Raw genomic sequence first — 13,374 nt, 5'->3', positions numbered from 1 at the left:
TAAGTTATTTTTACGATTAACGTTCACAGGTTCAACCGCTGAATCGGACATGCTCACAATTCAATGAGTCAATACCGCAGTGGTTTAATGGGTTTTATATACAAAAACTGATTTGCAGTGACGTCGGTAAATTCGCTGGCACTGCCAGTCTTATCGGGCCATTGCACGACAATTTTGTCTGCCTGTGTTGCCGTACCTAAACCAAAATGCAATGTAGAAGGCGTGCCAGATAAAAAGCCTCCGCCGCCACGCACTTCCTGTAATTGGGTAACGTCACCGGCGGTCACATACACTTTTGCACCTAATGCGCGGCTGTTATTACCGTCGGTGCGTAAGGTAATAGAAAGGAAATTGCCATTCCCGTTATCGTTGTGGCGATTACGATACAACAAGGGTTTTTCCTGATGATTGCTCACTAATATGTCTACATCACCGTCGCGATCATAGTCCATACACACCACGGCTCGGCCTGAAAGGGTATCGGTAATGCCCCATTCTTTCCCTTGCTCGGTAAATGTGCCGTCCTGATTAGACATAAACAAACGACTACGGGAACGCTCAAATTCTGCCACCGAGTGTTTTAATTTTCGGTAGGCCAGTGGATGTCCGAACTGCTGACTTAACGGCTGTGGTAAATCGAATCCGTTGACATGGAACAGATCAAGCCAGCCATCATTGTTAAAGTCGGCAAAGCATGTTCCCCACGCCCATAAACCATTTTCAATACCCGCCTGGGCCGACACATCGGTAAGTCTTCCCTTGTCATTGCGGTAAAGACGATTGCCTGTGGTTCCCCAACTGCCCTCTGGCTGTCCGTTTGGATCCCAGATACTGGTAACAAACCAATCGAGATAACCATCGTTATCGTAATCAGCCACTGCAGCGCCCATACCATTTTTGTCGGTGATTTCGTGCTCACTGGTCACTTTTTTAAAGTGGCCATTACCCACACTTTGATATACCTGGCTAGTCTCAAAATCGGCGGCAAAGAGCAGATCTAGCCAGCCATCATTGTTGATGTCAGAAAAGTTACTGGTAAAGGTAAAATCGGCGCCCCCGATTAAATTGATTAATCCGGCGGTTTCGTCCCTGCCAGTAAAATTAAGATTGTCAGCGGTACTGGTGTTTTCCCATAAATGATTAGGCTGTTCTCCACCTAATCCAGGGCCACGCCAATGGTTGGTTAGCATATCGATGTCACCGTCTTTGTCATAGTCGGCAAAGCCAAAAGACCAGCTGGTAAACTGAACTTGTAAGCCGATGCTGTCACTGATCTGATAACCGGTATTGTTTTGATTAAGAAATAAAGTCGGCACTTGGGCATCTTGGTTGCCCCCTTGCTGCCCGGCCAGTGAAGGCAAAGAATCATGCAGCAAATTGGAGGTGATAATATCCAAGTCACCGTCACCATCGATATCCACCATGGCTGCGCCGTTGCTTAATTCCTTGCCGGTGATCCCCCACGCTTTACTAATATCGGTAAAGCGGCCATTGCGTTGGTTGCGATAAAGTACGTCCGTTTTGGCATCACCGGTAACATAAAAAATATCCGGCCAGCAGTCACCATTCACATCGCCAGCCGCCACACCGCCACTAAAAATAAGACGCTGGGCTGATGACAGGGAATATTGATCCCAATTGATGTGGTGACGATGGGTAAGCCCAGCATCTAACGCCACTTCCTCAAACCCCTGCGGCTCCTGTTGCGACGGTTCCATTACTGGGTTTTCCACAGCACACCCGAACGCTTTATCTGTTAGCAGCTCGGCGGCTAATCTAGCATTTGTTGAATCATGATTTGATAACCTTGCCATGGGTGCTTTAGGCAGTAGTTCCACTGGCTTTGGCGGCCCAACAGGCGAGCGAAACTCGGCGACTAAGCGATTATCGTCTGGCCCGATGGCACTTTGAGACGGGATCCACTGAGACATACATTGCTTGTCATTAAGGCACGGGTCCGTAAGGCTTTGCAAAAAGGCAATGATATCGGTTAATTGCGAAGCCGACATAGCGACCCCTTGGGGGAGTAAGCTGGTTTGTTTTTGTTGCTCGCTAATTAAATGCGCAAGGGCATCTTGGGTTAATTCCCGACTATTCGATAATAAATCAGTCACATAAGTTAATTGTGGGTTGTCAGAAAAACTAAAATCGTAATTGGCGATGGATTTTGCAGGATCAAGATGATGTTGGATCACCGATGCCAAATCATAAAATGCGCCAGTATGGGTATAAGGCGCGGTATCGGCCACATTTAACAGTGACGGCGTACGAAAGCCATAACGATCCTCGTCACGTTGGGTCACCCCACGTCGGCCAAAATCTTCGCCATCAGGCTGTTTGCCCCGACCAAATTGGGGCACCGCAATATTGTGAAATTTCTCATCGGTAAAGGTGGGTGGCGCATGACAGTTTATACAACCTACTCCGCCTTGTTCAGGGCGTTGTAAAAACAGCAACGCCCCCCGCTTCTGACTTAAAGATAACGCCTCGCGATTGCCGTCGACATAAGCAAACCAAGGGGCATCGATGAGGATTTGTGTCGACTGATAATAAGAAATGGCAGTTTCTATATTATCGAAGGTGATCAAGGTATCACTGTCGCCTTTTGGCGTGTTAAACGCTTGCCTAAATAAAGCCAGGTAGCGATTTTCAGTGTCATTTTTTTTCAGCCGTTCAATAAGGGCATGCCTAACGCCCTCATTGGTACTATTTGCGGCAAACGAATGACCTCGCATCTCATCGGTAGAAACAACAGGAAACCGGACTTGCGTTGCCAGCAAATCTTCACCTGCTGACTCATCTCCCTGCCATAAGTGGCTGTCTGGAGTACGATGAGACTGGTTTTTCCCGTGAGAAGCTAAATCCGAATCTAATACAAAAATGCGCCCATCATAAAACATGGAGCGGTTATACAAAGACGCATTAAATGTGGTTTGAGAATGCCGAGCCACATTGGGAGCGCCGTTAGCTTTTGGATCTTTTGAATCCTGCCAGTTGTGCCAACGCCCCAATCCCACCACATTGTCTTCATAGGGGGACTCGCCAACCGGTAAACTCAACCCATCACCACCCGCTAAGTACGGGTGGTGACAACTGGCACAGGCTACGTCCTGATTACCACTTAAGGATTTACTGAAAAACAGTTCCATCCCTAAGTCAAACATGGCAGATTGCTTATCCGGCGTATTTACCTCGATAGAAAAATGGTAAGTTTCTCCTAGGTTCTGCAAGACTTGCTGCAGTGCTAGCTCTTCCTCGTGGCTGATTGCCGCTTGAGTTAAAGCTGGGCTAAGGCCCAAAAACACACCGATTCCTAGCAAAAACTTACCCACTGCCACGTCACACTCTCCTTAACCCTGATTTAACGCGCTGCAGCTTGCACCGCGAAGAGTTTGGTTATTAACAAAGCGGATCTCCACCCCTTCCTCATCGGGTTTTATGCGGTTTATTTTCAACTCCCCTTTATAAAGGTTTTGGGTTTCACCTTCTTCACTACCAATATGTTGGCAATTGGGACTGTAATACGCCGCGTACTCCTGTTTATCTTCTGCACTTTTTTCAAACACCGTAATTACGCCGGTACCACATTCGGCCATGGCGTAAATTTCATCCTTATCTTCATAAACTTGGACACGCTCGTCTTTTTCATCGTTGATCCAGTGAATGTGTTTGTCTGGTGTACGAATAAAAAATCCACCCTGACAACTCACACCGGTCACCGGCTTTGCCGCTCCCCAGCTAGATGTGCTAACAAGAGCCAAAACGAGGGCCGGTAAGCAAAGCATGGTTTTTTGTTTTGTGAACGTCATATTAATACCTCTTTATCTGCGGGGTTTGCCGAAGCCAATCCAAGAATTAAATGATCCTGCTACCACAATCTCATCACCATCAATGGCAAGGGGCAGTGCAGGTAAATTTCGTGGTGCCGGTCCCGACATCACAACACCGCTATCTTTAGGGTTAAAAACAGACTGATGACACGGACACATATAGTGCTCATCATCGCTAACCCACCCGGTTACCGGACAACCGGCATGGGTGCAAATGGCGGAATAGGCAACAATGCCATTGGCAGAAAGTGCTTTGGTTTTCTCGGATAAGTCACCCTCGGGTAACTTTTGCAGCAAAATCTGGTTGTAACGGGAACCATCTCTTACAATTTCATTCTGTGTATCAAATGGTAATATCAGTTGCTGTTTATCAAGCTCGTTTAAATCGGATACTTTGATAATTTGCCCACGTTTTTTCTTACTAAAATAGGTCAACCTATCACCGGGTTGTGGGGGCAGGCGCTCTGGCTTTTCAGCGGCAGATGCACTTCCGGCTAAAGCGAGGTTGGCCACTGGGATCGCCAAAGTCATATATTTAAGCATGTCCCGGCGGAAGTTATCTTCAGGGCCCTTGTAGGACGCTTCCTGACACTGACATGAAAACCCTTTATCTTTTGGCGCCGTCTTATCTGATGCACGATTACTCATAGGTAAACCTCAAAACAATAAAATCTTATCAACTACAAACCTTGAGAAAGAAAGCAGGGAAGCCCTGCTTTCATCTGCATGCACAACACTAGTCTGAAAGGGCAAATACCCAGATCACACCACCTTCTGGTACATCGGAAATCCATTCGCCAGATTCGTCTTTCTCGGCTAAGACACTGTTAGTCCACTGGGCATCCACACCGTAGCCTGCGGTGATAGCAATATATTGCTTGCCATCAACTTCGTAGCTAACAGGGGGCGCAATCGCCGTGGAATTGAGCGGAAACTCCCACAATACCTCACCGGTTTTTTCGTCGAAGGCCCGCAACATACGGTCGTTTGTGCCGGCACTAAAGACAAGTCCACCAGCGGTAGAAAGTACCGGCCCCCAGTTCATGGTTTTGCCATAATCATGCTGCCAAACTTTCTCTCGGGTATTGATATTCCATGCCTGAAGCTGGCCTACGCCTTTTGTCGGATCATCCACATACACATCCAGATCCGGAATATCGATCCCAGCCCAGAATTGACCGGATGCCGGTTCAACATCATCTTGGAATTTACCTAAGAACGAATTACACACATTGTCGTTGGCAGGAACATAGACAACACCGGTTTCGGGGTTGTAAGACTCGTAAGGCCAGTTTTTCCCGCCCCACAAGCTAGGGCAATAATCCACTCGCTTACCGGTGACTGGAACATGGTCATAGTCGTAGGTTGGACGACCGGTTTTCTCGTCAAGAGATTTAAAGGCGTTGTTTTTAACGAAGGGTTTGCCTTCAACGTAGCTGATTTCACCTTTATCATCCCGCTCTAACCAGTACATGTAGCCGTTTCGTTGCGGAGAAACCAGCCCTTTTACTGTTTTGCCGTCTTTCTTGAAATCAACCAGCATGGGCGCATTCATCGCTGCCCAATCCCACGAATCATTAAAGTGATACTGGTAATGACCCACGATATCGCCGTTGTCCGGATCCATGGCAATGGATGATGCCACGTAGAGGTTGTCTCCTGGACGTTGATCTCCTAACCAAGGCGACCCATTACCCACCCCCCAGTAAAGCACATCAGCTTCGGGATCATAGTTTCCTGGCATCCACATACTACCGCCGCCATATTTCCACGCATCAGGCCGCTTTCCTTCTTTTTTCCAGGTCTCATGGCCAGGTTCACCTGGGCCAGGTACGCTATAGGTGCGCCAAGCTTGCTCACAGGTGTCGGCATCCATGGCTTCAAGGAAGCCTCGCACGCCATATTCTCCACCTGAAGGACCCACAAGAATTTTCCCTTTAACTGGGGTGGGCGCAGAAGTGATATACGCCCCTACGCTCCAGTCGCCGACTTCAGCCTGACAGATTCTTTCACCGGTTTTGGCATCAAGGGCGTTTAAGGTGCCATCTAAGCCTGCCACATAGACTTTATCTTCCCACAGGGCGACACCGCGACTGGTGTTGTGCATTACCGATAAATCGTATGGGTTATCATGTTTGTAACGCCAAAATACCTGACCGGTTTTCGCATCAAGGGCGATAACATGATTGTATGGCGTAGCAACAAACATTACGCCATCATTCACTAAAGCCGGCGCTTCATGTCCTGAATCCACATTGGTGGAATAGGTCCAAACCGGAGTAAGTTTCTTCACGTTTTTCTTGTTAATTTCATTCAGCTTACTGAACATCCAGCCTTCATAGTTGCCCTTCGGTAGCAACCAGTCTTTAGGATCAGCTTCGTTTAAGCGCTTTTGGGTGACAGGAGCATAACCTTCGATTTCTTTGGTTAATTTAGTTAGCCCCGCCGCCGTGGCTAATGAACCAGTCATTAGCGTTGCGATGCCAATGCAGCAGCTTAGGTAATTTAGTTTTGGAGTACTGTTTTTCTTCATTGTGTGCCTCTGAGGGTCGTTTGTTACAGACCTAGACAGAAGAACAATTAACATGCCAATAACATTTAAAATTCAAAATATTTATATATTACTGATATATATGGTTATTTTACCATTTTCAGAAAATTCATGGGGCGGCAATATTTGAAGTTAGTGTGAAAGACGAAACAAGTGTCGCAGGGCAAATGCGACAATGAGACACGTTTGACGCACATTTTCTCGCTCCTTTCATGGCAGGTTTCGAGGGTATTTTGCTTGGTTAGCACGACACCTTATTATCAAAGCTTACAGCTCTGTTGGACTAAAAACTGATAAGCCATTAATAATAATAGAAATATTTAAAATACAGAGCCAGTTTTAATAATGAATAGATGTGCCCGGTAAAGGCAATTCTGCCTTTTGCTTTAATCTTTGCGTAATTGTTACAGAAATTGCATTAAAACGTTAATCTGCTATTGTGGTGAAAAGCTGTACAGTAAGAGCGACTGCGACTCATCGCGAGAAGTACCCAAAAATATAATGATAACGGAGTAAATTAAAGATGAATCAGACTTCGGGTTCTATGGACAGCTACGGCGCACAATCTTTTATGTCTGCAGAATTTAGGCAACGTAATATTCAACCTTCCGATTGCATAGCCCGCTCGTGGAAAAGAAGCTTACTTAAATATGGCCTAGACCCCAATAAGGCCGGCGAAATAGAAGTTCTGTCATCCTCTGAAATGCGCCAACAATTGCAACAACAAGAGGATTATCTCAACATTGCCCGTCAAGGTCTTACCGGTCTGTCAAAGCGTATTGTTGATGCTGGCTATTCGGTGGTATTAACTGACGAGACCGGCCTTACCTTAGCCACAAACCTTCCCCAAGGAGAAAAAGCCCGTAGTAAGGAATCCGGCTTATTGATAGGAGCCCGTTGGGCTGAAAATATGGTCGGGACCAACGGTATTGGCACCTGCTTGGTAGAAAAAGAATCGTTGATTGTTCATCAAGATGAACACTTTTATCCCAGCCATAAACAGCTAAGCTGTTCTGTCACTCCTATTTTTGATCCCATGGGTGAATTACGGGGTTGCCTCAATGCGTCTTGTTTGGGTGCCGATAAAGCCAAGGATAATCAGTTTTTGACCCTGCAGATGGTAATGATGTACGGCAGGATGATCGAAAACAGTTATTTTAGAAAAACCTACAGAAATCAGATCACCTTAAATATTCGTCCTGCTGAAAGCTTTTTCGATCTCGCTCAAGAACAATTACTAGCCGTTAATGAACGAGGCGTAATCATAGGCGCGAATCGCTCTTCCTTTTTTGAGTATAGTTCTCTGTTACCGGCAAACCAATCCCTTCCAGGAAGCAAACTCGAAGAGATCATCGGTATTTCAATTGACGAACTACTCACCAAAACCAACGGTGGCAGTAACGTTATTAAGCTTTACTCTCCCTTACTATTAGAAGAAATTGAACTCGCGTTACGGGTACCGGGCAACAAAACCTTTGTGCTGAATAAGCAAACTCGCCCCTCAGCCATCGCCAAAAAAGGGAGCTTTGGCAAACACCCTTCATTGGAAGAGCTTAGCGGTAATGATCCGCGGATGGGAAAAATCGTTCGACAGATTTCACAGGTTTTAAATAAGGATATTCCTGTACTGATTACCGGCGAGACAGGCACGGGTAAAGAAGCCTTTGCCAGAGCAATCCATCAAGCCAGTGGCCGCGCTAACGGGCCTTTTGTTGCGTTAAACTGTGCGGCAATTCCTGAAACCCTAATAGAAAGTGAGTTATTCGGCTATCGCAGCGGCACCTTTACTGGCGCCAATAAAAAGGGCATGACCGGCAAATTAGAATTGGCCAATGGCGGTACCCTCTTTCTTGATGAAATTGGCGATATGCCGGTTCAGCTACAAACTCGATTACTACGGGTCTTGGCAGAACGTGAAAGCATGCCGTTAGGCTCCAGTGAGCCCATTGCCTTAGACTTACAAATTATTTCGGCTACCCACCAAAACCTTAAAGAACGTATCGAACAAAAAGCATTTCGCGAGGATTTTTACTACCGTTTAAATGGTATGCCGGTCAAGCTACCTGCTCTTAGGGATAGAACAGATAAAGAAAGTATTATCGCCAGTGTTATTCATCGAGAACTCAAGCATGAAGGTGAATACACCCTGACCGAGCAAGTGCTGGAGATACTGAAACAGTATCATTGGCCCGGTAATATCCGCCAATTAATGAGTGTTCTTAAGTATGCTGCCGCAGTAAGCGAAAATAACGAAATCAACGTTGAGTGCCTACCTGATGACGTGCTTGAAAACACATCCATGCCCTGCGATCCCCCACAAGAGATAAATGCAGAAGAAACCAAGGCAGAGCATAATCCCTTATCTAAATATGCCGGATCCCATGAAGGGCAATTACTGCTCGATACGTTAAAAAAACACCGATGGAATATCACCATGGTATCTGAAGAGTTAAATATCTGTCGTTCTACGGTATATCGAAAAATGAAGAAATTTAACATCATTCAACCTAATGACGTCTATTAAATTACGTCATTAATTATCGCTCCACCTAAAAGCCCGTTATAAAAATCAATTTATAACGGGCTTTTTCATTTCTATCGAAATAACACTCCATGTGTCGCAGACTGTAGCAATTAAATGCAACAATAGTGTCAGAATAAAATTCAAATAAAACAACAAAGAATATTAAAAACCCTTAATTATTAACAATTAATAACATATTAAAAAATAAATTTAACATGGCATATAGTTTGCCATTCTCTAAATGGATAACACAGCTATTTCCATTAAGAGGACACATAAAAATGAAATTAAACAAACTCTATTTAGCCACATCAAGCTTAGCGCTTCTCTATTTTTCACCCGCCGCCATTGCTCAACAAGAAAGTCGCATACAACTTTCAGGTGCCGTTATGCAAAGTTGGCAAGCGGGCATGGAAGTAGAAGGCGCTGCCGCAGATCCAGGGAATGCCAATGCTGACTCCGGTTTTCATAGATTCCGTTTTGCCATCAATATTAATGTCCAAGTTACCGAGCGAGTGTCGGTCTTTGCCGAGCTGGCAGAAGAACCAAACGACTGGAATGATAGTAGTGCGGCGGTCAGTCAGGATCTTGCTTGGATCCAATTTCAATTCAACGATGACATGGGCGTAAGACTGGGCAACCTTATTTCTACCACACAGAACTTCATACGCTATTCAGATGGAGCTGCCGTGCAAAGCAACCCCTTTGTGGGTAATAGTTTGGTAGATATGATTACCGCTGAAGAAGGGCTATGGTTCTACGGGGTACACAATACCGCTAATGACCATTCGATCACCTGGGATGCGGTGGTTTCTACACCAGACTTCTTTGCCGATTTCACCGATGGCCGTGGCTACAATTATGGTTTACGCGGCACCTATAATTTACCTAGCGGATTATCCTTTGGCGGCGGTATGTTCTCCACCAACCACGACATAGACGCGGTAACCGGAAAGACCGCAGGCACCCTTATCGCGGTAGGCGATGGAGATAACTATCAATTCGCCAGCTCCGCACCTAATGCCCGTGTTACCCACCCGTTAATTGTGCCTGGTGTAGACGCGTTTATCTGGCAAGCCGATGTTCAGTACAAAACTGACACCGTATTGCTACACGGCCTGTTTGGCTCAGCCAAAGACGACTACAGCTGGGCAGATGGACAAGGAACGTTCCAAACCAACTACATTGAGCAAGATGCTGAGATGGCATTCTGGTCTATCGAAGGTCGCTATATGATAAACGAGGATCTGTATGTAGCTGCACGGTATGCAGAATCTGACAACGAAAGCGCAGGGATTAGCGACAACAACACGGCGAGCCGTCTTCAGTTAGGCGGGGGTTGGTGGATGAACGATTCTACCCTCTTTAAAGCTGAATATGTTAAACAAGAAGAGGAACAGTATTCTGGTGGTGGCACCGCACAATTTGGCGCAGAAGGAGGGGCCGAATGGGACGGTGTGATTATTGAGGCTTCGGTGACCTTCTAACCATATAAGGGTAATCTTACCTAATTTATCAACCCACCTATCATTGCCGTCAAAGAACATCCTTCTTTGGCGGCAAATTCGTTCAAACACACATCGATTTTAGTTATTTAAAAAGAAGATTTTCCGCGTCATTATTAATAAAGACAACGCGACTTGTTGAGGCGCTATCTATAGTTATATTATAAATAACGTGTTTACTATTAGCCGTGGGAAATTGATTGTGTAAGGCTGCTTCTTCAATGGTTGTGTAAACATCGGATGAATTCACAACATAGATGGAATTACCTTCACTTATTTTTGAAATAATGGCATAAGCTTTATCGATAAAAATTGATAACGATTCCTCAACAGCGAAATCACATAGAACAAGATTATCCTCATCATAACCACCGCTATAAATACTACTACATTCGTTTTTTAGCTGGCTAAAAAAACCCGTATCGAGTTCATTTAAATAGGGATGATCTATTTCAAAAATAGGCATATTGATTCGGTTTAATTTTTTCTTAAAACGACTCATACATAAAGTACTACGGTTAATTATTAAAACAGTATTATGTGGGTAATGACCACAACCTTAAAAGCCGCCACTTCTTAGTGACGGCACAACTTAAGCGTAAAAAACACCTCAACAATAGAACATTGAGGCGGGTTGAGTTCAGCCGTTAGCTTTGAATATAAGCCACATGTGTACGGGTGTACTCGTACAGGCCATATTTACCATCTGCGCCACCAATGCCAGATTTGCGAGCACCGGCATGGAAGCCTTGCATGGCTTCAAAATTCTCACGATTAATATAGGTTTCACCATAATCGAGCATATTAATGGCGCGCATAGCAGTAGATAAATTCTGTGTATACACTGACGAGGTAAGACCGTATTCAGATGCATTCGCTAATTCCACCGCTTCCTCTAAGCTATCTACAACCTGAACCGGTAAAACGGGGCCAAAAATCTCTTTTTTCATGATTTCCATATCGGAATGGCAACCCGCTAAAACGGTGGGTTCATAGTGAAAACCACTGTCTAAATCTGCCACCTTGCCGCCAGTAACAACCTGCGCGCCTTCCCGCTTTGCGGTTTCAACCATGCTAACTACTTTATCTAAACTCGCTTGGTTAATTAACGGCCCCATTTCTAAATCTTTTTGAGTCATGGGGTTACCGAAGCGAGTGGCCTTCATGGCTTCACTAAGTTTGCTAATAAATGTATCGGCTACCGCAGCATGTACATAAATACGCTCGGCACAGTTACATACTTGACCGGTATTAATCACTCGCGATGCTTTAATGGCCTCAACAGCAAGATCCAAGTCTGCATCCTCTAACACAATTGCTGGCGCCTTACCGCCTAACTCAAGGTTAAGCTTAGTCACATTGGGGGCAGCCGCCGCCATAATGGCAGATCCTGTGGCAACGCTACCGGTAAAGCTAATCATGTCTATTTTATTACTGGTTGTTAATGCTTCGCCGACCTGCTGTCCGGTACCACACACAACATTAAAGACCCCTTTCGGTAAACCCACTTCGTTAAGTAATCGGGTAAACTCAAAGCAATTATTCGGCGTTTCTTCACTGGGTTTAATGACAATAGTATTACCCGTAATTAAAGCCGGTGCCATCTTTCTGGCAATCAAGAAGAAGGGAAAGTTCCACGGTAAAATACCCGCCACCACGCCTAACGGTTTTCTAAACAAAAAGATGTTTTCACCCGGGCGATCACTGGTAATAATATCGCCTTCTATACGTCGCGCCCAACCGGCCATATAATCGAGGTAATCCGCGGTGAAATTCACTTCCACCGTGGCTAAATCTAAGACTTTACCTTGCTCTTGGGTAATGATGGAGGCCAAACGGTCTACGTTTTGACGCAGCTTATCAGCAATGCGATTAAGATATTGTGCGCGCTCGATAGCAGGCGTAGCAGCCCACCCTTTTTGCGCAGCTTTTGCAGCATCGATGGCCTGTTGAATTTCAGTTGCGCTGGCATTCGGTACTTTTGATAAAACAGTGCCGTCAGCGGGATTTGTAACTTCAATATAGGATGCTGATTCTGCTTGAAATTCACCATTGATGTAATTTTGATATACAGGTATCTCAGACATAAGCAATTCTCTCTGTTGAACGATGAAAAAAATAAAAAGCCAAAAGCGTTTTCTTTTTGCGCAGCTAAAAGCGAAAAAGAAAAATCGTCAATCAAGCCGTCTATGCTTCGATTTGCAATCACCACACCATTTGTTAACAATTCGTTTAAAAATAGACTAACTAACTGTAATTTATAATTTAATTCCTTTTTTTAGGTTGGCTATCCAGCTGCCTATTGTTTTTTAACCCCCCTTGGACATAAGACACTTGCATCACTTGTCGCATGGCAAATGTCGCATTTTGCAATAGCTGCCACACCACCTTGCACGCCACACAAAGCGACCGATTATGCCTTCGCTAAAAGCAGCATTAAGCAGAAGAATAAAAATTGAGCCTCATCAGTTAGTTAGAACATCAAAATAGAGAGAAAGAAGACGTTATTGAAAAATGACTAAAACATGCCCTTATTGGTACGACAACTGCTACTGCATTTTACGAGTACAAAATAACAATCGATAAAGAGGTAACATGGCGATGTCATTAAAATACTGCAACTTACCCGTACTATTCACCTTGCTGTTGTTTTCAAAGGTTTCCCCAGCTCAAGAGAAAATCATCTGGCAACACCAGTATGATTATGTGGCCATAAAAACCGCCACCCAGGTAGATGCAAGCCCGTATTCTACCGACATTACCCTGCCCCTTGTGACACAAGCCCTACGCTCACTTAAATATCAAGAAACCGATAAGTCCATTTTTTCATTGTCGAAAAATCAACAGCCTGATTTGGTGTTTTCTCAAAATACGGCCAATGCTTTAGCCAGCAGATTGTACGACGGGGTGTCCCAGTTAGGAGCCGATGAAGTCGTCGTCTTTTCCATTAGTGAACAAGCACCA

General features: G+C 45.0%; 9 protein-coding genes. 3 read left to right on the top strand and 6 right to left on the bottom strand.

All coding sequences use genetic code 11. From position 1 onward, the window contains the following. Positions 1-68: 68 nt before the first annotated feature. The 4 genes from KO501_RS09630 to KO501_RS09615 form a co-directional block, all read right to left on the bottom strand. Positions 69-3,338: an FG-GAP-like repeat-containing protein gene (locus KO501_RS09630; RefSeq protein ID WP_216029463.1), complete on the bottom strand. Its 3,270-nt coding sequence runs from the start codon at positions 3,336-3,338 to the stop codon at positions 69-71. Positions 3,339-3,350: 12 nt separating this feature from the next. Continuing rightward, positions 3,351-3,809, bottom strand: a complete 459-nt coding sequence (locus KO501_RS09625; RefSeq protein WP_216029462.1) for a hypothetical protein — start codon at positions 3,807-3,809, stop codon at positions 3,351-3,353. A gap of 12 nt (positions 3,810-3,821) precedes the next feature. After that, complete coding sequence (locus KO501_RS09620; protein ID WP_216029461.1) at positions 3,822-4,478, bottom strand: Rieske 2Fe-2S domain-containing protein; 657 nt, start codon at positions 4,476-4,478, stop codon at positions 3,822-3,824. 88 nt (positions 4,479-4,566) lie between these two features. Beyond that, entirely contained in the window at positions 4,567-6,300 is a 1,734-nt protein-coding gene (locus tag KO501_RS09615) for a PQQ-dependent dehydrogenase, methanol/ethanol family (RefSeq protein ID WP_216029460.1), read from the bottom strand. 604 nt (positions 6,301-6,904) lie between these two features. On the opposite strand from KO501_RS09615, the gene KO501_RS09610 reads away from it, so the two are divergent. Both KO501_RS09610 and KO501_RS09605 read left to right on the top strand, forming a co-directional pair. Beyond that, a complete protein-coding gene (locus tag KO501_RS09610) occupies positions 6,905-8,905 on the top strand; it encodes a sigma-54-dependent Fis family transcriptional regulator (protein WP_216029459.1) in 2,001 nt (666 codons plus the stop codon). A 281-nt stretch (positions 8,906-9,186) separates the two neighbouring features. Next, positions 9,187-10,392, top strand: coding sequence for a hypothetical protein (locus KO501_RS09605; RefSeq protein ID WP_216029458.1), 1,206 nt, complete (start codon positions 9,187-9,189; stop codon positions 10,390-10,392). 103 nt (positions 10,393-10,495) lie between these two features. Here KO501_RS09605 and KO501_RS09600 read toward each other — a convergent pair whose 3' ends face one another. Both KO501_RS09600 and aldA read right to left on the bottom strand, forming a co-directional pair. After that, positions 10,496-10,912 (bottom strand): hypothetical protein, encoded by a 417-nt coding sequence (locus KO501_RS09600; protein WP_216029457.1) that lies wholly within the window; start codon positions 10,910-10,912, stop codon positions 10,496-10,498. Positions 10,913-11,057: 145 nt separating this feature from the next. Beyond that, entirely contained in the window at positions 11,058-12,497 is a 1,440-nt protein-coding gene (gene aldA, locus KO501_RS09595) for an aldehyde dehydrogenase (RefSeq protein ID WP_216029456.1), read from the bottom strand. A gap of 508 nt (positions 12,498-13,005) precedes the next feature. Between aldA and KO501_RS09590 the strand changes: the two genes are divergently transcribed. After that, a partial coding sequence (locus tag KO501_RS09590) for a hypothetical protein (RefSeq protein WP_216029455.1) occupies positions 13,006-13,374 on the top strand: 369 nt, incomplete at its 3' end.

It is taken from the genome of Alteromonas sp. C1M14, from assembly GCF_018860965.1.
Lineage (GTDB): Bacteria > Pseudomonadota > Gammaproteobacteria > Enterobacterales > Alteromonadaceae > Alteromonas.
This window is presented reverse-complemented; position numbering and strand designations above follow the sequence as displayed.

Bases quoted from the DNA above. Each gene is read 5' to 3' on its own strand.
- KO501_RS09625 (WP_216029462.1), bottom strand. From the start codon at position 3,809: ATGACGTTCACAAAACAAAAAACCATGCTTTGCTTACCGGCCCTCGTT.
- aldA (WP_216029456.1), bottom strand. From the start codon at position 12,497: ATGTCTGAGATACCTGTATATCAAAATTACATCAATGGTGAATTTCAA.
- KO501_RS09615 (WP_216029460.1), bottom strand. From the start codon at position 6,300: ATGACTGGTTCATTAGCCACGGCGGCGGGGCTAACTAAATTAACCAAA.
- KO501_RS09620 (WP_216029461.1), bottom strand. From the start codon at position 4,478: ATGAGTAATCGTGCATCAGATAAGACGGCGCCAAAAGATAAAGGGTTT.
- KO501_RS09605 (WP_216029458.1), top strand. From the start codon at position 9,187: ATGAAATTAAACAAACTCTATTTAGCCACATCAAGCTTAGCGCTTCTC.
- KO501_RS09600 (WP_216029457.1), bottom strand. From the start codon at position 10,912: ATGAGTCGTTTTAAGAAAAAATTAAACCGAATCAATATGCCTATTTTT.
- KO501_RS09610 (WP_216029459.1), top strand. From the start codon at position 6,905: ATGAATCAGACTTCGGGTTCTATGGACAGCTACGGCGCACAATCTTTT.